Source organism: Dendronalium phyllosphericum CENA369 (assembly GCF_016056275.1).
Taxonomy (GTDB): domain Bacteria; phylum Cyanobacteriota; class Cyanobacteriia; order Cyanobacteriales; family Nostocaceae; genus Dendronalium; species Dendronalium phyllosphericum.
Genome location: NZ_JAECZA010000081.1, coordinates 1,981 through 22,888, shown reverse-complemented (window position 1 = coordinate 22,888; position 20,908 = coordinate 1,981). Strand labels below are relative to the sequence as shown.

The window sequence follows — 20,908 nt, the reverse complement described above, 5'->3', positions numbered from 1 at the left end:
CTTTTGTACTAGACTTTTACTGACTGCAAATCTGAGTGCCACTTGCCGAATTGATATTTTTTCCTCAATATGTGCTGCAACTATTTTTTCTCGGATATCCACTGAATATGCTTTCATGACAGTATTATCTTTTTATTTTATTAGTACTAATTGTACCTCATAACATCGGAAACGGCTGTAAGTGCGATCGGCAGCCTAAAAAAAGCAACAATTCGCTTTGCCAATCGAGAAAATAGTACAGTCTTGGAAGATAAATTTGAAATTATAACTCTCAACGGGACAATAGCGATCGCAGGGGTGCATTTGCACATTGCTATTGCCGATAAACAAGGCAAAACTATCGGCGGACATCTTGTGAATGGCAGTATTATTTATACAACTGCCGAAATAGTAATCGGTGCTAGTGAAGAGTTTACATTTAATAGAACTTTTGACGAACAAACTGGTTATCAGGAATTAGAAATTGATATGTAAAGTTACATAGAGTTATTCGCTATAGAAGTTTATCTAATTGAAACGAACCACATAGACGCGTTAGCGGCTTCCCGCAGGGTAGGACGCAAAGAACGCGAAGAGAAGAAAGAAAAGATTTAGGATTAATATCAAGTTCGGCTAATTAGTTATAATTACCGAATCTATGCAGAATGTCTGAAAAACCCTCTCCTCTTCACTAATGATAAATGTTTAATCGGCTCAAGAGGGATGAAAGTAATCATAAATTTCTTGAGCCAAACGCGGCCCAATTCCTGCAACTTCGGCTAGTTGTGCGGGTGTAGCTTGCCGAATATAATCAACTGAGCGAAAATGTCCTAGTAGCTGTTTTTGGCGATGGTGTCCTAAGCCAGGAATTTCATCTAAACGCGATCGCCTCAATTTATCGCTGCGTTGCTGACGATGGAAAGTGACTGCAAATCGATGCGCTTCATCCCGTAACCGCCGCAACAATTGTACTCCTGGTTGTTCGCTTTCAGTTTCCAAAGGTTGAGATTCTCCTGGTAAAAAAATCTCTTCCCGCTGCTTTGCTAGACTCACAACTCGCAAATCTTCCAATAAATTATGCTCTTGCAAAACCGCAACAACCGATGATAGCTGACCTTTGCCGCCATCAATCATAATTAAATCGGGCCAGTCAGGATTACCCACTCTCGCTAATTTTGGATCTTCACTATACTTGCGGAATCGCCGCCCAATAACTTCAGCCAAGCTAGCAAAATCATCTGAGTGTCCGGCTGTGACTGTAGGATTTTTAATTTTGTAGTGACGATAATTTTGTTTAGCAGGTAAACCGTCGATAAACACGACTTGGGAAGCTACAGCATTGGAACCTTGAATGTGAGAGATATCATAACCTTCGATGCGGTGAGGTAAGTCGGGTAAATCGAGAATTGCAGCTAAATCTTGCATTGCTTGCTGATTGCGATCGCTAAATTTCTGCATTCTCTGCAATTCATACTGAGCATTGCGCTCTACCATCTCAATCAATTCTGCCTTGGTTTGCCGCTGGGGAGCCAAAATTGTCACTTTTCTTCCCTTACGCTGCGTCAAGACATCCGCCAATATCTCTGTATCTGGTAGCTCGTGCTGTACTAAAATCTCTGTGGGAATTTCTACTGAGTCAGCAGTTTGGTAATGTTCTTCTAAAACTCGTTGTAAGATCGCTCCTGGTTCAGCGTGAGTATCTGCTACAAATGCTAAACGTCCTACCAGTTGCCCAGCCCGAATCTGGAATAATTGGATGCAGGCATGTTGTGCGTCGGCAGCCAGGGCGATCGCATCTCGTGAAACTGTATCATCTGGAAGAGACACTTTTTGATCGGCAGTCAGCGACTTTAACCCAGCAATTTGATCGCGAATCCGCGCGGCTGACTCAAAGTTCAACGCCTCTGCTGATTTGTGCATTTGTTCTGTCAAAATGTCAATCAGTTCTTGAGTTCGACCTTGAAATACCATCGCTACTTTTTGCACGGTTTTGCGGTATTCTTCTGTTGAAATCAACTGCTGACACACACCCGGACAGCGCCCCATATCATAATTTAAGCAAGGACGGTCTTTGAATAGCGGTTGAGGTCGTTGTCGTAGTGAAAAGATGCGTTTACTAATTCGTAAAATTTCTCGCAATAAGCCAGAATCAGTATAAGGTCCGTAGAATTTATCCTTTTCTTTGCCGAATTGGCGTTTGCGAGTGATGAAAATTCGCGGATAATCTTCTGACCAAGTAATGCAGACATAGGGATATTTTTTATCATCTTTGAGCAGCACATTGAAGTATGGCTGGTGCTGCTTGATTAAGTTGGCTTCCAGCGCCAAGGCTTCAGCTTCGGTGTCGGTGACGATAAATTCAATTTCGCTCACCTGCTTGGCCATAGTGGCGATGCGTTCGCTTTTGGTATATCCTTCCCGGAAGTAAGAACGAACGCGCGATCGCAACTTGCGCGATTTACCTATATAAATAATGCGATCGGTGCCGTCCCGCATGAAATAAACTCCCGGTTCCGGTGGAATTTCGGCTAGACGGCTTTCCAAACGCTCTGGATCTTTAAGCAGTGGTGGTATTTGAGCAGATGTTGTCACAACCCAATTTAGGTAATCTTACAAAATATACCTATTACTATTTTAAGAAAAAATAATTTTTTTTGCTGGAACAGAAACCAATGGCACTTGCTTTAACTCAGAAAATCCGATGCAGTTACTTAAACGCAATAAAGCCCACAAAAGCGACGGACTCAAATTTCCCCAAAAGGGTGTTACACCAATTCTTTAAAATCTGGCAACCCATTTAAACCCCGAAACCCAAAGTCTATCTGAATTTCTTAATGACGAATTAGTATTACCTACATACTTCAACTAACTTTTATAAGATTTTCCTAATTTTTTATAAATAATTTGAACTTGATATATTTTTGTAAACATTGAAAAATTTTTATTTTTTATTGTTTTTTAAAGTTTTTGTATTTTCAGCTGGGAATTATCTTTTGGTACTTTCTTGAGACTGGCATTATATATTTGTTATCTAATTTAATAAGAGTTTTAGCTAGTTATATTAAAATAAGCAATATTTCGGATTCTCAGTTTAAAGTCAAAAATTAAGCGAATTAACGGTTTTAGCAACTTAAATTTATAACTATGATTAAATTGAAAGATGAGGCAATGATTTTAGGCAAGAGCAAATTTATGAATCTACAAGAGTTTGAATCTAGTTATCGTGAGGCTATGGCTGAAGCTCTAAACGAATTACAAACAGCAGCTTTGTTGCTAGCACAAGCAGAACGCAAAATTTATGAAATAGGTAATTCTGTGCAACACCTTAGTGAAAATGTTGAAGAGTTTATTAACACTCAAAAAGCTGAATAGTTGTACTTGAATAGCAAAATTTAGATATGAATACAAGATAATTCTTCTTCAATTGCTAGGAGCAGTTCGGTAAGATTTACAGGTTTAATTAAATAGCGGCTAGCGCCTAGATTCATTGCTCGTTCTCGATCGGCTTTAAAAGCAAAAGCTGAAACTATGATGATAGGTATCTTTGATAAATTGGACTTTTGCCTAATTTGTTCTAGCAGTAAATAACCGTCAACGCCTGGTAATTTTAAGTCTAACAACATTAACTCCGGCTGGAATTTATCTATAGTTGCAAAAAAAGTAGATGCATCTGATAAACTTTGGACATTGTATCCACAATAGCTGAGATAGTCACTCAGTAGCATTCTGTTAGCATCATTATCTTCAACTAATAAAACTCGTCTGGGTTGAGGCGACTTTACTTGCCGCTCTATAGTAAATAGATGTGCTGTCATTTTTCCTTTTCATGCTAGGTCATCAGTCAACCATTTTGCTCGGAAACTCAAATAGAATTAAGGTAAAGTTCTAATAAATAAAAATTTGGCTTGTGTAAGGTATTTACAATTTCCCCAATTGAGACTATTTGCGCTTCTATGCTTCAGGATGTTATCCTATTACCTAAAAATTAGCAAAACTTAATGATTGCTTTGACTAATTTTACTTTTAAGGTAATAAATTCTTAACTAACTTTAAGCATTGGTCATTTCCAGCAATTAAACTAAATCAATATACCTAACTATTGTGTCAAGAAATATTCAGCAGACAACCGTAATTTTACAGTAAAAATCTTAAAAAATTATAAAAAAACGTTTAGCTGCTTCTTCCCCTTTTTTTCGTGTTGAAAATGTCGTCTTATACTCCCTACCCTAAGTTTCTTGCTTGTTTTGTTTGACCCTGAGTCACAAGCCAACCAACCATAGCAACTAATCCTAATAGTGCGGAAGGTTCTGGCACTTTTCGTCTGATGGGTGCATCATTTAGCTTTACCCAAACATTTCTATAAGAAGGTATAAAACTGTCTTGTGTAGCAGCAGGCGTTTGAGCAACATAATAGCGAGTTGTTTCGTCAAGCGTCACCATAGAAACCTGATTATTCTGAATTATTTTTTCGATGTTGCGCTCGGCGAGTAATAGTAACTCATTTGTTTTTGAGTTACTTTCACCTGTAGTTTCCTCCATACTCTGGAGATGAGCTATTTGGGAACTGTTAACATCAAGAGAATTTTCTGTTATGGATATTGCTTGTGCTGAGGCAGTAGTTAAAGCCCAAACAGGACGCTGCTGTAACACACCGATCGCAACTAAAGTCAAAACACAAATGCCGATTTTTTGGAGATTAACTGCCATGCACGCTGTATTACTGAGTTTTAGGGATGAAATTTGCGCTTAAGAATCAAGATACTTTCTCCTGCTAAAGTTTTAGTACCTTTGATCCTTGCAAACACTTGTTTTGTAGTTTATCCCGAAAGTACCTCAGTACAAATAGCAACTCATAAATTTACTGTGAATCTCAGATAAAAACTTTATCTTTCAATCAAAGAAATTCCGCAATTCTCCCGACAGCAGTTTCTAATAAAGGTGGCTCGTGCACTAAGGCAAAGCGAACATAACCTTCACCAGATTTGCCAAAACCAGCCCCAGGAGAAGCCGCAACCCCAGTTTGTTTGACTAATTGGGTGCAAAATTCTACGGAATTTTGATTCCACGGTGCGGGTAACTTAGCCCAGATATACATCGTGGCCTTAGGAGTAGGAACTTGCCAACCGATGCTGTGCAAAGCATTGATGAAGGCATCTCGACGTTTGCGGAAAATGGCGACTGAATCTGTTACTCCTGCTTGGGGGCCTGTGAGAGCCGCGATCGCCCCGTTCAAAATCCCCCCATACTGATTAAAATCAACGGCTGCTTTGACTTGACGTAAAGCGTTAATCAACTGAGCATTGCCGATGGCGTAACCAATGCGGAAGCCGCCCATATTGTAAGACTTGGAAAGAGTGAAAAATTCAATCGAAACACTTTTTTCTGGGTCAGCTTGCAGAATCGAAGGTACTGGGGATTGGGGATTAATTATTCTGTTTGTTTCCTTGTCTTTTCTGCTGCCAACTCCAGCTTCCTCAAATACCAAATCTACGTAGGGAAAATCGTGAACTAAGACGAGATTGTGTTGCTGACAGAAAGCCACAGCTTCTTGAAAAAAAGCTAAAGGTGCGATCGCCGCAGTCGGATTGTGAGGATAGCTTAAAACCATCATCCGCGACTGAGCTAAGACAGCGGCAGGAATATCAGCCAACACTGGCAGAAAATCATTTTTTGCAAGTAAAGGCATCGTATAGATTTGCCCGTTGGCTAAATAAACTCCCCCTGCATGGGAGGGGTAGCCAGGGTCGAGCAATAAAGCAAAATCTCCAGGGTCGAGCAGTGCTAGGGGTAAATGAGCAGTCCCTTCCTGGGAACCAATCAGCGGCAATACCTCAGTTTCTGGATCGACACTAATGCCAAATTTTTGTTCGTACCAATCAGCTGCGGCTTGGCGAAATGCTTGAGTACCGTGAAACAGCAAGTACCCGTGGGTACTTCGGTCGTGGAGAGATTGAGCGATCGCTTCGATAACGTGCGCCTCGGCGGGTAAATCAGAAGAACCCAGTGACAAATCAATTAACTGTCGTCCTATCGAAAGAGCCACTGCCTTGGCTCTGTCCATATCAGCAAATACGTTGGATTGCAGGGGTTGTAAACGCTTCGCAAATTGCATTTTCGTTCTTTGTTAGTTGTGAGTTGTCAGCGGTCAGTAGTTCTTCGTTATAGACTACTGACAACTGACCACTGACTAATTACTATTTAAGTGCGTATCTAACAGGCTAAGTAATTTATCTTTGCCAATAACTCCCTCAGTGGATGCTAATAGTTTCTCTCCTTGAATTAATCTGAGGGCTGGAACACCTTCGACTTGGTAGTGTTTGACAGTAATCGGATTCGGGTCAACTTCCACTTTGACAACTTTGAGGCGATCGCCGTATGTGGTGGCTGCCAAGTTAATCACTGGCGACATTAATTGACACGGCCCGCACCAAGAAGCCCAAAAGTAAACTAATACAGGCTGCTCGGCTTTCAACACTTCTGTTTCAAACTCGGCATCAGTGATGATGGTTACACCTTTACTCATTGCAGTCTCCATTAGGTGGCATCGTTCAAAGTTGACACACAAAATACTCTATCCCAATCTGAGGGTCAGTGGTCAGTAGAAAAGATCGGCAACTAACAACTGACAACTGACAACTGACAATTAATGCAAAATCCCACAACCAGTGGGTGTGGGACTGTTCAAATTTGATATTCTGCAAATGTTACATTTGATCCAATTGTTTGCGTAGGGACTCCAATTCAGCATCAACCACTTCATTAGGTTGGGAAGCGGTATTCGGGGGGGTGGTTTGTTGTGGTGGCAGTTGGGGTTGATTTGGTGGGCTTGCGGGAGCCAGTGATGCTTTCAAAGCTGCCAATTCATCATCAACATCGCTACCCGATTCCAAACGGGCAAATTGGCTTTCTAAGTCCGAACCTGCCAACTCCGCCGCTGACTGGGCACGGGCTTCTTGCATTAGGACTTTTTCTTCCATCCGCTCAAAGGCAGACATTGCACTGTTGCTATTCATCCCGCGCACCATACCTTCAAGTTGCTCTTGGGCTTTGGCGGTAGTAATCCGCGCTTTGAGCATTTCTTTTTTGGTCTTAGCTTCTGAAATCTTGCTTTCTAGCTGAATTAAGTTGCGCTTGAGGGTTTCCACCTGAGTGCTTTGCTGATCCAGGCTAGTTTTCAGTGCTGTGCTGGTGTCGGTGAATGTCTTTTTGCGTTCTAGGGCTTGTCGTGCAAGGTTCTCGTCGCCTTTTTGTAGGGCTAATTGAGCATTGCGTTGCCACTTATTAATTTCATTTTGGGCATCATTATATTGTTTCTCTGTACGTTTTTGGGCTGCGATCGCTTGGGCAACTCCCTGACGTAACTGTACCAAGTCTTCCTGCATTTCCAGGATGGCTTGCTCTAGTATTTTTTCTGGATCTTCAGCTTTACTGACTAAATCGTTGAGGTTAGAACTAACTACTCGTTTAATACGATCGAATAATCCCATAACTTTGTTTTTCCTTTTGGAGTTTACGCGCTTTGTTGGACAGTTAGCTTTTTTACTATTTAATAGCTTCCTATTTCAATGTAATCTTTCCAGTTTGGTTCAGTACACCCCAACGCCCGTTTATTGTAAAGATATACTCTCGTAAAGCTAGTTGCTTGCTTTTCAAGGCTCTGAACTTTCGTTTAACTTTTGTTGCTGTGGGTTTTTATCTTCATTTAACATTTGTACCTTCATTGCTGCTAGCTCTGTATCGATATCGCTAGTTGATTCTAAAGAGTCAAATTGTTTTTGCAAGTCATCGCTGCCCAGAGTTGCGATCGCTTCGGATTTAGCTTCTATCTGTAATACTTTGTCTTCCATGCGCTCAAAAGCATTTAAGCTGCTGTTAGCAGAAACTCCATCGAGCATTTCCTGAAGTCGATAAGAAGCTTCGGCAGAACGAGCGCGAGCAATGTACATATCTTTTTTGGTTTTAGCTTCAGCAATTTTTAACTCTAGCGTCCGCATATCCTTTTTGAGCCTAGCTACCACATCGTTTTGCTGCCCGATTTGGTTAGTTAGGGCTGTGGCAGTTTCTTGGTAAGCTCGGCGTTTAGTCAGAGCTTCTCTAGCTAGAGGTTCGTTGCCTTGTTGCAGTGCTAGTTGGGCGCGGCGATACCATTCTTCTGATGTCGATTCAGCCGCCGCAGCTTGTCTTTCGGTGCGTTTTTGAGTAGCGATCGCTTGCGCTACCCCTTGCCGCAATCGCACCAAATTTTCCTGCATTTCCATCACGGCTTGTTCCAGAACCTTTTCAGGATCTTCTGCACTGCCGATCAAACTATTGAGATTAGCGCGAATCACCCGCAGAATACGCTTAATTAGTTCCATGTCAGCTCTCCATTCACTTGTTACCCGAAGCGCTTCGCGCGGGATTGGGGACTGGGCACAATGGTAAAAAAGATTAAAGAGTAAAAGGATATTCTTTCCTAATCCCCAATTGCCAATCACCCATCCCCAATCCCCAATCTCCTCATCATATTGTAGATTTTTGCAACTCATGGTTGCTCAACTCGTGCTTTAATTCCCTTGGCTTGTAGTTCTTGCAACCTTCGTTGTACTTCTTCTTTTGTCTTCAACGCACCCAGATAAATCAATTTTTGGCTGCGTGATAAGTAAGCATCGGGAACTACTTTTCTCGCATTAGCGAGAGCGATCGTGCCTTGATTGTCTGTCACTATATGATAAAAACCATCCGCTGCTGGTGTGATTTCGGCATCGATCTTTGGCGGGGTTGTAGTTGGCTGGGGTGAAGGTTGTAACGTTGAGGCTGGAGGTATCAAGGGAGGCAAAGGCTGCGTCAGTGGGAGAGGAGCAACTGGTAGCGGGTTGACAACTGGAGGGTTTGCTGGTGGAGTATAAATGGACTTAGGCAATGCTGTCGGGGTTGGTTGAACTTTCGGCTCTAAACCAACTACATCATTGGGATCTTTCACTTGGGGAAACTCTTTGGCGGCTAAGTTTGGATACCTGGGTATAGGCGTGAGTTCTGGCTGAGGATGAGATTGAGTATTAGTCCCAACTTCTGAAGTATTTTCCGCACTAGAAGACTTGCCATTAAATAATTTACCTAGGTTCAGCTGAGGCAAGCTTTTGGGATTGAACACTACGTACCCCAACGTGAGACTCGCTACTAATAACAGCAGCATCGAGCCGATACCCAAAGGTGATAGCAGACTGTCGCTCGAATTGCTCGGCTTCTTTGTTTGTGGTTGTTCGTCTGTCAAACTTCGCAGTAGAGCTTCACTCGATTCTAAGTAATCGTCTGGCTGTTTGGCTGTGTCATTGGCCTGCGGGAGATTGTCCTTTTGTGCATCTTTTACTACCGCGGGCACTAAGCTACTACTGTTATTTGGCGAAGGCAGTGGAAGTTGTGTTTTAGCATCATTGGGGGAGACTTGGGGATTATCCAGAGCTTCAGTTTTGAGCGTAGCTGGCGCTGGATTTCCTGAAAGAGGCTCGTCGGGCACAGATACAGGCGGTGTATCAATTTTAATTTCTGCTACTGGTGGCTTTTTGTCGGCAGTTGCAGGCAAGTCTGTGACTTCTTGAGGTTGACTGCTAATATAACTGCTGACACGAGATTGGTTTGGCGTTCTCATACCAATTCGCGTGCGTCGGTATCGGGCTAACTCCCGCTCTAGCTGCACTTCTAAACTTGCCAGTGCCGATACTAATGCCGGCTTCAATCCAGATTTAGACGATTGAGTACCGGAATCTATCAAGGGGTTTTGACTCATTGCCTCTGTGCCTGAAACGTGTACTGCTGGATTAACTTTATAGATATTTGTGCCAATACTAGCGAAAATTAACTATCAAGGGTGATACCAATGACGATTTGGCTAGGGTAAGTCTAAATTTCTTCCTACCTGAAATAAAATCATGCGATCGCGCAGTCTCAATATACCTCCTGCTATGTCGCAATCCAAGTTGGTATCATTGAGCTTGGCTACCCCAATCAGCTAGCGATCGAGTTAGGATCTTGTCACACTTTCTTTTTGATTTGAAAAGTCCTATTCCAGAATTTTCTGGCTAAAATAGTATATCTGTTCTACTCAGACTCCGAAACCAACACTCCTTAAAATCCATACACTTTAGAGGCAGGAATGGCTATCAACACCGATACTTCTGGCAAGCAAAAAGCGCTAAACATGGTGCTTAACCAGATTGAGCGCAGCTTCGGTAAGGGGGCAATTATGCGCTTGGGCGATGCTACCCGGATGCGGGTGGAGACGATTTCCACAGGGGCGCTGACGCTCGATCTAGCATTGGGTGGTGGTTTACCCAAGGGGCGGGTGATTGAGATTTATGGCCCAGAAAGTTCTGGTAAAACGACAGTAGCACTACATGCACTCGCAGAAGTGCAAAAAAATGGCGGTATTGCTGCCTTTGTTGATGCCGAACATGCCCTCGATCCTACTTACGCCGCCGCATTGGGTGTAGATATTGAAAATTTGCTAGTTTCTCAACCAGATACAGGGGAAGCTGCTTTAGAAATTGTCGATCAACTTGTCCGCTCGGCGGCAGTTGATATTGTAATTATTGACTCGGTGGCAGCATTGGTTCCCCGCGCTGAAATTGAAGGCGATATGGGTGATGCTCACGTTGGTTTACAAGCACGGTTGATGAGCCAAGCTTTACGTAAAATTACTGGTAATATCGGTAAATCTGGCTGTACTGTAATCTTCATTAACCAGTTACGACAAAAAATCGGTGTTACTTATGGTAGCCCAGAAACAACAACTGGTGGTAATGCATTGAAGTTTTACGCTTCGGTGCGTTTAGATATTCGTCGGATTCAAACTTTGAAAAAAGGTACAGATGAATTTGGCAACCGAGTCAAAGTCAAAGTCGCCAAAAATAAAGTAGCGCCACCTTTTAGAGTGGCAGAGTTTGACATCATTTTTGGTAAAGGAGTTTCTACTTTAGGTTGTCTTGTGGATTTAGCAGAAGAAACTGGCATCCTCGTTCGCAAAGGAGCTTGGTATAGTTATAACGGCGATAACATCTCCCAAGGACGAGACAATGCCATCAAGTATCTAGAAGAAAAACCAGAATTTGCCGAACAAATTAAACAATTAGTACGCGAAAAGCTAGATAAAGGAGCTGTTGTTTCTGCTAATTCTGTAGCGAAGGCCAATGAAGAAGAAGATGATGATGATGAATTAGAAGAAGACGAATAGTACTAAAGTGGACTCTCAGCAACTTGCTATTTATAGAGAAAGAGAAAAGCCATTTGGATAGGGAAAGGGAAAGATATGTCCTTTTCCCAATAAATGTCATTCCCTACTCTCCTACTCAGCCGCAGTCTAAAATATCTGAAAACTGTTGTAACAGAAATTAATCTCCAACCAAGAAATAAATTTTTGGTTGGAGATTATGCATGTATAAAATGTGATATCAGAAAAATATTTTTGTACCTAGCATAGATCGCAGCGTACTTTGTTGTTATGGCCAGATTTTCAATGGTATTTGAGTTTGCTAGCACCAATATACTTAGCGCTGACTCAATACAAAACTTATTTTAATCCGATCGCTCGCTAAGTCGAATAGTTGTATAAATCAGGCTTTAATGCTTCTAGTTTCATAAATAATTAAGGATTTGGGATTGGAGAATATTCATCAAAACTAGAGGTCGTCCCTAAAATTGGGTTATGAATCGTTTCTTAACTACATCTAAAGATTCAAAATAAACTCCCAATCCCAAATCCAAAATTACACAATCAACTAGTGTCATCTGGCGCACATAACTATCTAGTCTTAAAAGGTTAAAAAGCTCACATAGTAAGCTTTCTTCCCTTTTTCCGACTTTTAGAGAGCAACCACTTTTTAAGTTCTCCCAAGAGTACACTAAACTGGCTTTAACATAGCGGCCTGTTGGCACTAGTCGTTTTCCCATTGTTCCCGACCAATGAGATCGCCGATGCGATCGCGCAACAGAAAGTCACATTTCTCCAATTCACACTCAACGCAAACCCACTCTCTCGCAGGAATGTACTGGCAGAGCGTATATATTGGCTGTTGTCGGCTAATCATTCCCTTTTGCACTAGTCGGCGAGCTTCGTCTTGAATTACATCCAAAGAATAGTAATTGATAGAGGGCACCGTATTGACACTCATGATTTTTACTCACAGATTTATACGTAGATAGTGTTCCCATTAACTATTGGGAACAAACATGACAGGAATGAGACTTGTGGCTAAGGTTTTGTAGTTTGCTATACGGAACTAATTTCATTTTGACGCTACATATCCTCAAATTATCCAAAGAAATGTTAAGAAAGTCAACGTTTACTGACAAATTGAGTAAATGTGCTTCACTTTCACATATGAAGGTTACTAAATTAACCTAGTGAGAATTTTGTATAACTGGCTTTTTTCAAGTTTGAAAGTTGTGCTGTTGATACTTTTAGCCATGATTGTGCGAGCGAGAATAGTTTCTACGATGGATTGCTGATGTACAGAATAATCACAATTAGACCTAAGTTAGAGACGTTGGAATTTGTCTCTAATTTAGCAATCAGAGATTTATGGCAGAAGCAACGGTATAAACTGTTGCAAAATATAAGCGCTACCGTACACTACGAAAACTTGAAACATACTATATGTTAATAATTTCTTAAATAAACGACCGTAGTTTCTCGGTTAATTGCAGTACTGCAAAACACAGGCTACTCTGAATAAACATTGAGAGTAGAGTCAGATGATTTGCCTCTAGGTTAGCAGTAACTGACGTGAAAAGCTCGCCAAATCGCCCGTTTGAGTCGTAGCTAGGGTTCGATGATTTATAACGATCGCTACTCAAGCCTCGATTCACCACCTTCGGTTTCAGTAAATTCTAGGCGGTGAATTGTGAAGTTTTATAAAAATAAGGATTTGCGCTAATAGTAAAGTTACTGAAGAAAAGTAGAGAGTAGCATCAGAAGGATGAGGGAGATGAGGAGGACAAGGTAGAATTTCTGTTCTTATCTTCCCCTACGCCCCTTTTCTCCCACCTACCCCTGTATACTCATATTGAAACAGACGCGATTCAATCGCGTCTGTAAAGTGTTTGGCGAATTCCCTAAGGATGAATTGTTCTAAAGTTACATTGTTGTGTTAGTTACTTATTCTCAGGATTGTTCGTCATATTCATCTGTAGTATCTTCTGCCATTGCTTGAGTTTCTGGCGATCGCTCATACTGAAGTTGGTTTAAAAGCGACAATACTTTAGTACCGCGTTCTATGGAACGGTCTTCGATAAAAATGACTTCTGGTGTGCGACGCAGCCTTACCCGTGCGCCGAGTTCGCTGCGGACAAAACCCGTAGCCGACTTTAAGCCTGCCATTGTTTCTGCCTTGGCTTCCTCTGTTCCATAAATGCTGACGTAGATTTTGGCATGTTGTAGATCGCCAGAAACATCTACATCGGTAACACTTACCATTCCTGTACCCACGCGATCGTCTTTAATACCGTTGAGTAGCATTTGGCTAACTTCCCGTTTTATTAATTCAGCAACACGGGAAACGCGGCGATTTGTAGCCATAATAGTTACGCCTCTTCTGAGAGGTTATACGACACAATTAAAAGTAAGTTGGAGAGGACAGTCTTTGATGCTGGCAAAGCCCTTGACAACTGCCCTACGGGCAAACCCCCGATCTAGTCCAGTCTAGATTGTACTTAAGCCCAGCATTGCGCGGAGGGTAAGAGTAACAAACACTAAAGCGCCTGCAAAAAAACCCAAAAGGGCAATCAAGGTGACAGGACGTTTAAAAAGTGGCACTAATGGTGCGATTGTGTTTAGAAACACGCCTAAGAGAACAGTAATAAAGTAGCGGGGGTAGCGAGAGATGTTATCCCAAAATCCGTCAAACATTTGAATATAAACTGCCTTGCTATAAACTTACATATCTTGAGAGGTATTTTATCTCTACTAATTGTAATCTATATGGGTGAAATATTACTCAATTAATATAAAATATGGTTCTTCAGTTAAATTTTGTTATATTCATTAGCTTAGTTTTAGTTAAATTTCAATTAAATGGTAACTCAAGTCCCCAAACAAGCTTATCCACGTCCATTTTTAAAGTGGGCAGGAGGTAAAAGTAGGTTAATTCAACAATATATTCCTTATTTTCCGAAAAATTACAAAAATTACTATGAACCATTTTTAGGCGGTGGGGCTGTGTTTTTCTATCTCCAACCCTTACAAGCAACTTTAACTGATATTAATTGTGAATTAATTACTACTTATCGCTGTGTTAGGGATAATGTTGAGGAATTAATCTGCTTACTTAAAGAACATCAAATTAAACACAACCGAGAGTATTATTATCATGTGAGAGCAGATGCCAAAATTAACAATATAGAACAAGCTGCACGTTTAATTTATTTGAATAAAACTTGTTACAATGGTCTGTATAGAGTCAATTCTCAGGGAAAATTTAACGTCCCATTAGGCAATTATAAAAATCCTAATATTTGCCCTGAAGAGTTACTGAGAGCAGCTTCAAGAGCGCTTTCTACATCTAAAATTCAACAAGTAGATTTTACCGATGTGCTGCATTGGGCGATTAGTAGTGAAGATTTCGTGTTTTGCGATCCACCTTATCATCCTATTAGTAGTACCAGCTATTTTACTGGTTATAACGGTCATTCTTTTGGAAAAAAAGAGCAAGAAGCTTTAAGAGATACTTGTGCAGAATTGGCAAGTCGTGGTGTAAAAGTGATGGTATGTAATTCTGATTCTGATTTTATCAAAAATTTATATAAGCAAATTAATTTCAATATTTACCAGATAGCAGCTTCCCGCTCCATTAATTCTAATACTAAAAAAAGAGGAGTAATTGATGAATTATTAATTACATCGTATGAGATTTTATAGATGATTATTACTCCAAGCAATGAATCTATCTAAAGTATGAACTGCTAATAAATTTGGGTTAGATGCAACTTGTTGTCTGAGCCATTTAATCGCTCCCTCTCTCATTCCTTCACCCCCAATAACTACAATAGTCGGTGCGGGATATGAGTCCTGAATATTCAAGTTTAAATAGGGAAATTTTTCATCAACAGAACCACCACTTTCTTGCCACTTACATTCGATAATTAATCCAGATGGCATTACAGGTAAACCCATTACAAAAAAGTCAACCTTCAAAATAGTTTTATAAATTCCAGAACCGATGTAAACTTGCTTGGCATAGCGTTTTGCTAACAAACTAGCATTAAATAAAAATTCCTTGGAAACATGATTTCCTACTTGAAAATAACCATGTACGCTTAATATTGTCTCTACATTACTTTCTAGAATTTTCCCTGCCTGATTAGCCCGTGCGCCTTGAGTCATAGTCATCTCAAATTCCTGTGCCACAAGTCCCATGTATTCTACAATTCCATGGAAGTAGCAGTTAGCGATCGCTAACTTAATATGAATTTTTAATTTTGACCTGACAAGGCTGGATTAATAAGTAGAAAGGAAAAATATTAATACTTTTGTACTAAAAATATCCCAATATTACCAACTCAAATAGTTTCCAAGCAGGAGTAAATTTTTGACTATTTCCTTACCATCCCCTCTAATCCTATAAATACTCAAGAAGTAGAGGGTATGTTTTGCGATCGTCGGATTATGGAGAAATTTATCTGTAACAACATCTGTAATCAGCAGGATTGAATAGGATTTAATTCTGTAATTTTGCCTTAGTTTAAACCCGTCTGTACTTCAGTGTTACTGTTGCGGATAGTCCATGCTAGTTCTAAAAGTTGAGTCCAGCGCTTTTGCAGTTGTTTGGGAGTGCATTTGATTGCTTTGGCGATCGCTTGGTCGCTCTGGCGTGATATTTTCAACTCTAAGATTTGCTGTTGTTCGGGAGAGAGCGTACTTAAAAACTTTTCCCACTGCTGGGAAGACAATCCCAATTTTTGCTCTAAACCTGCGCCTAACCATTGATGTACTAACTGCCATTGGTGTTGCTTGGCGAACTTTTCGGTATGGTATTTAAAACGCTGTTGGAGATAGTCGCGCTGACGGCTAGTTAGACCGAGAATTTGGTCGATTTCTGGTGCAGAGAGGTCTTGAAGTTTGAGGGTGAGGTAGTCTACGCAGTCAGATTGACCTTGAGACTCCAAGTATTTAATCAATTCTGAGATGACGCGATCGCGTTCTGATGCTTCCGAAGGGTCAAAATTAGCTTGGGCAATCATTTGCGAGCGAATTTGTTGCACTGCTGAATTCCGCTGGTAAGATTCTGCTTCTTCACCCTTGCCAGATTCCACTGCCATCTCAATGTCTACAGTAGTTTCTTGGGGCTGACGACGAGCGAAACTTTGGGCGCGTAAAATAATTAATTGCTGATTATTTCCACCAGGTAAATTAATCCGGCGCTTGGCATATTGCTCTGTAAACGCCATATATTCTGCTAGTTGCAACTGGGTACGCGGTGTGTAATCTTCAGGAAGTTCATTTTCCCGCCGGAAAGCTTTGATGGCTTCAATGTAAAACGCTTGGAGAAAATCTTCAATCAAGTTGTAACGAGCATCAAATCCTAACTCAGAGCCTGCAACAGCCACATGACGGTAAACCATAGCGCCTAAAGTACTGTGTAGTTCTACACGCCCTCTCCTCGAACCCAGTCGGTAATAGTGCAGGCATTTTTGCAGGCGATGCCTAGACAAAGTAAGTTGCCAAGACTGGATTTCTCCTGAGGTTTGAATGCGCGAACTTTTGTTGCAAATGCGTTGAACTTCTATAGATATGCGTTGTGCCACGGCTTGCACGCACCCAGGAGCTGCTTTCACTTGAGCCTGCATTTCTTGACATAACAGTTGCAGCAAAATATCAGTATTATTGACTGGCAATTCTTTGGTTGAAACGCAACTGTCAATAGTAGATGTAATTGGTAGATTTGCAAGGTTAACTTTCATAACTTTTCCTGGGTGTGGTATCGCACCTTAACTACAACGCACAGACAGCACTTAAAACCAATCTTGCTAGGATTATCAATTGGTAGTTCATCCATCAAGACTACTGCAAGTACTTCTGACATATTAAGACTGTAAGAAATTCAAAAAAGTTACAGGCTTATTAGTGTGTCGCTTTTTTCACATGCAACCAATTTGACGTTGGCACAAATATATCCTATATACCCTAAAAGTAGCCACAACACTTGATGCGTCCACTTTCATTGCCATTTTATTTTATCCACTGCCAATTATTTTAAGTATGACGCTCGCCAAACTGGAGCATTTATTTTACATGATTCCGAAATCGACCAAGTGCCCCGTGAAGTATTATTTTTTATACCCATGATGTCACTGCTTCCCAACCCAAACCTCGTCTTGTAATTGTTGGTTCATCTCCCGTCAAATCCAAAATCGTAGACACTTCGTATGTTGGTTCTTCACCAGTATCGATAATTACATCTACTAACTTATCCAAACGGTCAAATAGCTCTACACGCGATAGTTTAAGCTCTAAATCTAGCCCTAAATGTTCATTATCTTCCTCATCTGGCGGGAGGTGTGCCGAAGTCGAAATAATTGGGTTTTCTAAAGCTGCTAACAATGCTAAACATACATTATGATCTGGAACGCGAATCCCGGTAGTCTTGCGCTTAGGACTTTGTACTAGTCGCGGTACTAACTTAGTCGCAGGTAGCAAAAATGTGTACGGTCCTGGAATCAGATGCCTCATAATCCGATAAGCTGTATCGTTGACAAAGGCATAAGTCGCCACATTTGACAGTGAGGGACACAAAAATGTCAATGGTTTATCGTTTGCTAGCTGTTTGATTTGCCGCACTCGTTCCACCGCTGACTTGGCATTTAAATCGCAACCAATGGCATAGACTGTATCTGTAGGGTAGAGCATAACTGCTCCACCAGAGAGCGCTGATTTTATTTCCTCTATTCGGCGGGTTTGCGGATTATCAGGATGGACTGCAAAAATTTTTGCCATAAGTAATTTGGATCTAGATATTTGAGGTTTTACATTCAAGGAAAAATATAAAATGAAGCGTTGCACATATTTTCATTGGCGATCGCCTTATGTAAACAAGCCAAGTTTTACATCACAATAATTGTGCAGCATGAACATGAATAGGATGAAGGGCGAAGGATAAAAATTCTCAGTTCAATTATTTATACCTCTAGAGACAGAGGTCAACTCAAATTTAACGGTTTTAAATATTTCCATGACAAACCCCCGTCAAATAGCTTTTATTGCCCTGCGAGATGTTCACAAAGGGGCTTATGCAGATGTTGCCTTAGACAGGGTGCTGCAAAAAGTTAACTTGTCTGATAGCGATCGCCGTTTAGTCACAGAATTAGTTTATGGTAGCGTCAGGAGGCAGCGCACCCTTGACACTCTCATTGACCAACTTGCTAAAAAAAAATCCCACCAACAGCCAAAAGACCTCCGCACTATTCTCAATTTAGGTTTATACCAACTGTGCTATCAAGAGCGTATTCCAGCCTCAGCTGCTGTTAATACCACCGTGCAACTAGCTAAAGAAAATGGTTTTTCTGGACTCACGGGTTTTGTAAATGGCCTATTGCGGCAGTATATCCGTCTTGTGGAAAAGGAGCAGGGAAATCTAGAGGACACGGGGAGGCGGGGACACGGGGATGCGGGGAATATATTTGATAAATTCTCCGCGTCACCCTTCGGGTTCGGAAGTTTGGACTCGACGGGAACCGCCAAGACTCCAACTTCCTCACCGCGTCTCCCGTTCTCCGCGTCTTCCTCATCTTTGCAACTTCCAGAAAACCCGGTGGAACGCTTAGGGATTTTACACAGCTTTCCTGACTGGATTATTCAAGTGTGGTTAGACCAACTTAGCTTTGCTGAGACAGAAAAACTCTGTGAATGGATGAACCAAACACCAACTATCGACCTGAGAATCAATCCCCTCCGCACTGATATAGGAACAGTTGAGGCGGCGTTGCAATCGGCTGGAATTTTAGTGAGGCGGATTGCTGATTTGCCTCAAGCTTTACGATTGATTGGTAGCACTGGGCCAATTCAAAATTTACCTGGTTTTAGTGAGGGTTGGTGGTCTGTACAAGATAGTAGTGCTCAATTGGTCAGTCACTTGCTCGACCCCCAGCCAGGCGAATTAGTGATTGATGTTTGTGCAGCTCCAGGAGGTAAAACAACCCACATCGCGGAATTAATCAAGGATGAGGGGAAAATTTGGGCTTGCGATCGCACTCCTTCTCGTCTTCGCAAACTCCAACAAAATGCAGAACGCCTGAATTTACAATCTATTCAAATTTGCACTGGCGACAGCCGCGATTTACCGCAATTTTATAATACTGCTGACCGCGTATTACTAGATGCACCATGCTCTGGTTTGGGAACTCTGCACCGTCATGCTGATGCCCGTTGGCGACAGACACCAGAATCTGTGCAAGAACTTTCGATTTTACAAAAAGAACTTCTTTCACATATCTCTAATTTTGTCAAGTCTGATGGCGTACTAGTTTATGCTACTTGTACGCTGCATCCGGCAGAAAACGAAGGTGTGATTTCTGCATTTTTAGCTGAGAATCCTAATTGGCAAATTGAGTCTCTTAGGGCAGATTCGCTTTACTCGGCTTATTCTACGCCTCAAGGCTGGCTCAAAGTCTGGCCCCATCGTCAGAACATGGATGGCTTTTTTATGGTGCGCTTAAGAAAAACCAATGATTCCGCGTGAATACTGTTTAGGATTGTACGATTTGGTGAAAGCCCCGAATCTCCCAGAGGAGGCAGCAATGGTTACCGATTCCAATGTGAAAAACTTAGTTAAAATCCTAATAGGAGCCGCTTGGATTGACGGCAGAATCCAGCCAGAGGAACGGCAATATTTACGCGAAATAGCTCAAGCAAAAGGTTTGGCAACAGATCCAGAAATTAAGCCCTGGCTGTACGAATTAGTTCCCGTACAACCAAAAGAGTGCTATGCATGGGTGAGAGATTACTTAGGCGATCGCCCTAGCCTTGAGGATTACGAAAGTTTGATTGAAGCCATTAGTGGCTTAATCTACAGCGATGGTGATGTAGCGATCGAAGAAGCTAAACTTCTGACTAAATTACAGGAGTTAGGCAGGCTGAATGATTCCAACCAACCAGCTTTTAATGCGTTGCTCAAACAAATTCAAAAGCTTTATCGGCGTTGGGTTGAAGTACAAAACTAATCAAAAGTCAATAGTCTAAAGTTTTGACTGTTGACTATTGACCAATGGCTGCTTATGACTTCGGTTCGCCCAGACCCGGAGTTTCTTCTTTTTCAACCTTGGGTACAATGTCAGGGCGCTTTTTGTCTTCCCAACCGGGCGGACGTTTAGAGTTATACCAAGCAATAGAACCAATGGTTACAGCTGCAATAAAGCCAACTACATATACCAAGGTAAAAGCAAAAGGAAAATGTCCGCCCCCTACTGCAACAGAATCTGCTGCTTGCATGAATAAATGTAAATGCATTGAGTATATTCTCCTAATTCAGGCAACACTACTTAAGACACTATAAATATAAATAGAGTATTAATTACATCCCCCTCAAGTTTGAACCTCAGATGACATGAGGAAGAGAAGCGGGAAGTATGATAATTTTAGCTTGACTTATTTGCTACAGATTTCCCCTACAAAATTTGTCAGGGACAGTTAAAAGTAAGGCTTGCAGTATGTAAAAATTCTAACTAATGCTGCAATTATGTATTAAGCATAAGATATCTATAGTTTTCTACACTGACCTCAGTTGTGGTGTAACTCGCAGGGGTCAAAGGGTAGCGATCGAGCAATTACATAAAGATTTCTATATTACAAAAATTCGCTAGCAAACAACTTGGGCGAATATAAGTTTGCTGTTATGGCGATCGCCAGTAGTGTTAGGACATCAACAGACGATTAAACCTAGACACAAAAAGCTATTTCACCCAG

At 41.3% G+C, this 20,908-nt stretch carries 22 protein-coding genes; 6 read left to right on the top strand and 16 right to left on the bottom strand.

Features of this window, described 5'->3' with window-relative positions; translation table 11 throughout:
* The first annotated feature begins 150 nt into the window (after positions 1-150).
* Positions 151-474, top strand: a complete 324-nt coding sequence (locus I8752_RS17325) for a PPC domain-containing DNA-binding protein (protein ID WP_214433555.1) — start codon at positions 151-153, stop codon at positions 472-474.
* A gap of 219 nt (positions 475-693) precedes the next feature.
* Here the strand turns inward: I8752_RS17325 and uvrC are convergent, their stop codons facing one another.
* Complete coding sequence (gene uvrC, locus I8752_RS17320; protein ID WP_214433554.1) at positions 694-2,571, bottom strand: excinuclease ABC subunit UvrC; 1,878 nt, start codon at positions 2,569-2,571, stop codon at positions 694-696.
* 552 nt (positions 2,572-3,123) lie between these two features.
* Between uvrC and I8752_RS17315 the strand changes: the two genes are divergently transcribed.
* Positions 3,124-3,351, top strand: a complete 228-nt coding sequence (locus I8752_RS17315; RefSeq protein ID WP_404827098.1) for a hypothetical protein — start codon at positions 3,124-3,126, stop codon at positions 3,349-3,351.
* A 20-nt stretch (positions 3,352-3,371) separates the two neighbouring features.
* On the opposite strand, the gene I8752_RS17310 is transcribed toward I8752_RS17315, so the two are convergent.
* The 7 genes from I8752_RS17310 to I8752_RS17280 all read right to left on the bottom strand — a co-directional run bounded on the left by I8752_RS17310 (position 3,372) and on the right by I8752_RS17280 (position 9,745).
* On the bottom strand, positions 3,372-3,794 hold the full coding sequence (locus tag I8752_RS17310; protein ID WP_214433553.1) for a response regulator: 423 nt from the start codon (positions 3,792-3,794) through the stop codon (positions 3,372-3,374).
* A gap of 406 nt (positions 3,795-4,200) precedes the next feature.
* On the bottom strand, positions 4,201-4,686 hold the full coding sequence (locus I8752_RS17305; protein WP_214433552.1) for a hypothetical protein: 486 nt from the start codon (positions 4,684-4,686) through the stop codon (positions 4,201-4,203).
* A 187-nt stretch (positions 4,687-4,873) separates the two neighbouring features.
* Positions 4,874-6,091: an LL-diaminopimelate aminotransferase gene (locus I8752_RS17300; protein WP_214433551.1), complete on the bottom strand. Its 1,218-nt coding sequence runs from the start codon at positions 6,089-6,091 to the stop codon at positions 4,874-4,876.
* Positions 6,092-6,166: 75 nt separating this feature from the next.
* Positions 6,167-6,502, bottom strand: coding sequence for a thioredoxin family protein (locus I8752_RS17295; RefSeq protein ID WP_214433550.1), 336 nt, complete (start codon positions 6,500-6,502; stop codon positions 6,167-6,169).
* Positions 6,503-6,683: 181 nt separating this feature from the next.
* On the bottom strand, positions 6,684-7,466 hold the full coding sequence (locus I8752_RS17290; RefSeq protein WP_214433549.1) for a PspA/IM30 family protein: 783 nt from the start codon (positions 7,464-7,466) through the stop codon (positions 6,684-6,686).
* Positions 7,467-7,628: 162 nt separating this feature from the next.
* Positions 7,629-8,336 (bottom strand): PspA/IM30 family protein, encoded by a 708-nt coding sequence (locus I8752_RS17285; protein ID WP_214433548.1) that lies wholly within the window; start codon positions 8,334-8,336, stop codon positions 7,629-7,631.
* 167 nt (positions 8,337-8,503) lie between these two features.
* Positions 8,504-9,745 (bottom strand): hypothetical protein, encoded by a 1,242-nt coding sequence (locus tag I8752_RS17280; RefSeq protein ID WP_214433547.1) that lies wholly within the window; start codon positions 9,743-9,745, stop codon positions 8,504-8,506.
* A 366-nt stretch (positions 9,746-10,111) separates the two neighbouring features.
* Here I8752_RS17280 and recA point away from each other — a divergent pair, with 366 nt between their 5' ends.
* Entirely contained in the window at positions 10,112-11,188 is a 1,077-nt protein-coding gene (gene recA / locus I8752_RS17275) for a recombinase RecA (protein WP_214433546.1), read from the top strand.
* Positions 11,189-11,888: 700 nt separating this feature from the next.
* On the opposite strand, the gene I8752_RS17270 is transcribed toward recA, so the two are convergent.
* The 3 genes from I8752_RS17270 to I8752_RS17260 form a co-directional block, all read right to left on the bottom strand.
* On the bottom strand, positions 11,889-12,125 hold the full coding sequence (locus I8752_RS17270) for a DUF4327 family protein (RefSeq protein ID WP_214433545.1): 237 nt from the start codon (positions 12,123-12,125) through the stop codon (positions 11,889-11,891).
* Between the two features lie 992 nt (positions 12,126-13,117).
* The gene (gene rbfA / locus I8752_RS17265; protein WP_214433544.1) at positions 13,118-13,531 is read right to left on the bottom strand and encodes a 30S ribosome-binding factor RbfA; all 414 of its coding nucleotides are present in this window, start codon (positions 13,529-13,531) and stop codon (positions 13,118-13,120) included.
* Between the two features lie 123 nt (positions 13,532-13,654).
* The gene (locus I8752_RS17260; protein ID WP_214433543.1) at positions 13,655-13,861 is read right to left on the bottom strand and encodes a DUF751 family protein; all 207 of its coding nucleotides are present in this window, start codon (positions 13,859-13,861) and stop codon (positions 13,655-13,657) included.
* A 165-nt stretch (positions 13,862-14,026) separates the two neighbouring features.
* On the opposite strand from I8752_RS17260, the gene I8752_RS17255 reads away from it, so the two are divergent.
* Complete coding sequence (locus I8752_RS17255; protein ID WP_214433542.1) at positions 14,027-14,869, top strand: DNA adenine methylase; 843 nt, start codon at positions 14,027-14,029, stop codon at positions 14,867-14,869.
* On the opposite strand, the gene I8752_RS17250 is transcribed toward I8752_RS17255, so the two are convergent.
* The 4 genes from I8752_RS17250 to I8752_RS17240 all read right to left on the bottom strand — a co-directional run bounded on the left by I8752_RS17250 (position 14,864) and on the right by I8752_RS17240 (position 17,944).
* Positions 14,864-15,340, bottom strand: a complete 477-nt coding sequence (locus I8752_RS17250; protein ID WP_214433541.1) for a PD-(D/E)XK nuclease superfamily protein — start codon at positions 15,338-15,340, stop codon at positions 14,864-14,866. The two genes, I8752_RS17255 and I8752_RS17250, sit on opposite strands and share 6 nt — an antisense overlap.
* A 347-nt stretch (positions 15,341-15,687) precedes the next feature.
* Positions 15,688-16,911 (bottom strand): HetZ-related protein, encoded by a 1,224-nt coding sequence (locus I8752_RS17245; protein WP_214433540.1) that lies wholly within the window; start codon positions 16,909-16,911, stop codon positions 15,688-15,690.
* On the bottom strand, positions 16,908-17,033 hold the full coding sequence (locus I8752_RS38070; RefSeq protein ID WP_263985376.1) for a hypothetical protein: 126 nt from the start codon (positions 17,031-17,033) through the stop codon (positions 16,908-16,910). Before I8752_RS38070 ends, I8752_RS17245 begins: the two co-directional genes overlap by 4 nt.
* A 251-nt stretch (positions 17,034-17,284) precedes the next feature.
* Complete coding sequence (locus I8752_RS17240; RefSeq protein WP_214433539.1) at positions 17,285-17,944, bottom strand: L-threonylcarbamoyladenylate synthase; 660 nt, start codon at positions 17,942-17,944, stop codon at positions 17,285-17,287.
* 235 nt (positions 17,945-18,179) lie between these two features.
* On the opposite strand from I8752_RS17240, the gene I8752_RS17235 reads away from it, so the two are divergent.
* Positions 18,180-19,685, top strand: a complete 1,506-nt coding sequence (locus tag I8752_RS17235) for a 16S rRNA (cytosine(967)-C(5))-methyltransferase (RefSeq protein WP_214433538.1) — start codon at positions 18,180-18,182, stop codon at positions 19,683-19,685.
* Positions 19,686-19,743: 58 nt separating this feature from the next.
* Positions 19,744-20,166 (top strand): tellurite resistance TerB family protein, encoded by a 423-nt coding sequence (locus I8752_RS17230; RefSeq protein ID WP_214433556.1) that lies wholly within the window; start codon positions 19,744-19,746, stop codon positions 20,164-20,166.
* 52 nt (positions 20,167-20,218) lie between these two features.
* Here I8752_RS17230 and psb35 read toward each other — a convergent pair whose 3' ends face one another.
* Positions 20,219-20,452 carry a photosystem II assembly protein Psb35 gene (psb35, locus tag I8752_RS17225; protein WP_214433537.1) on the bottom strand — a complete coding sequence of 78 codons (234 nt, stop codon included), beginning with the start codon at positions 20,450-20,452 and terminating at the stop codon, positions 20,219-20,221.
* Between the last annotated feature and the right edge of the window lie 456 nt (positions 20,453-20,908).

Excerpts from the sequence above, each read along its gene's own strand:
- I8752_RS17305 (WP_214433552.1), bottom strand. The coding sequence starts at position 4,686 with ATGGCAGTTAATCTCCAAAAAATCGGCATTTGTGTTTTGACTTTAGTT.
- I8752_RS17235 (WP_214433538.1), top strand. The coding sequence starts at position 18,180 with ATGACAAACCCCCGTCAAATAGCTTTTATTGCCCTGCGAGATGTTCAC.
- I8752_RS17255 (WP_214433542.1), top strand. The coding sequence starts at position 14,027 with ATGGTAACTCAAGTCCCCAAACAAGCTTATCCACGTCCATTTTTAAAG.
- recA (WP_214433546.1), top strand. The coding sequence starts at position 10,112 with ATGGCTATCAACACCGATACTTCTGGCAAGCAAAAAGCGCTAAACATG.
- psb35 (WP_214433537.1), bottom strand. The coding sequence starts at position 20,452 with ATGCATTTACATTTATTCATGCAAGCAGCAGATTCTGTTGCAGTAGGG.
- I8752_RS17240 (WP_214433539.1), bottom strand. The coding sequence starts at position 17,944 with ATGGCAAAAATTTTTGCAGTCCATCCTGATAATCCGCAAACCCGCCGA.
- I8752_RS17260 (WP_214433543.1), bottom strand. The coding sequence starts at position 13,861 with ATGTTTGACGGATTTTGGGATAACATCTCTCGCTACCCCCGCTACTTT.
- rbfA (WP_214433544.1), bottom strand. The coding sequence starts at position 13,531 with ATGGCTACAAATCGCCGCGTTTCCCGTGTTGCTGAATTAATAAAACGG.
- I8752_RS17300 (WP_214433551.1), bottom strand. The coding sequence starts at position 6,091 with ATGCAATTTGCGAAGCGTTTACAACCCCTGCAATCCAACGTATTTGCT.
- I8752_RS17285 (WP_214433548.1), bottom strand. The coding sequence starts at position 8,336 with ATGGAACTAATTAAGCGTATTCTGCGGGTGATTCGCGCTAATCTCAAT.
- I8752_RS17310 (WP_214433553.1), bottom strand. The coding sequence starts at position 3,794 with ATGACAGCACATCTATTTACTATAGAGCGGCAAGTAAAGTCGCCTCAA.
- I8752_RS17295 (WP_214433550.1), bottom strand. The coding sequence starts at position 6,502 with ATGAGTAAAGGTGTAACCATCATCACTGATGCCGAGTTTGAAACAGAA.
- I8752_RS17290 (WP_214433549.1), bottom strand. The coding sequence starts at position 7,466 with ATGGGATTATTCGATCGTATTAAACGAGTAGTTAGTTCTAACCTCAAC.
- I8752_RS17245 (WP_214433540.1), bottom strand. The coding sequence starts at position 16,911 with ATGAAAGTTAACCTTGCAAATCTACCAATTACATCTACTATTGACAGT.
- I8752_RS17315 (WP_404827098.1), top strand. The coding sequence starts at position 3,124 with ATGATTAAATTGAAAGATGAGGCAATGATTTTAGGCAAGAGCAAATTT.
- I8752_RS17280 (WP_214433547.1), bottom strand. The coding sequence starts at position 9,745 with ATGAGTCAAAACCCCTTGATAGATTCCGGTACTCAATCGTCTAAATCT.
- I8752_RS17250 (WP_214433541.1), bottom strand. The coding sequence starts at position 15,340 with ATGACTATGACTCAAGGCGCACGGGCTAATCAGGCAGGGAAAATTCTA.
- I8752_RS38070 (WP_263985376.1), bottom strand. The coding sequence starts at position 17,033 with ATGTCAGAAGTACTTGCAGTAGTCTTGATGGATGAACTACCAATTGAT.
- I8752_RS17270 (WP_214433545.1), bottom strand. The coding sequence starts at position 12,125 with ATGAGTGTCAATACGGTGCCCTCTATCAATTACTATTCTTTGGATGTA.
- I8752_RS17230 (WP_214433556.1), top strand. The coding sequence starts at position 19,744 with ATGGTTACCGATTCCAATGTGAAAAACTTAGTTAAAATCCTAATAGGA.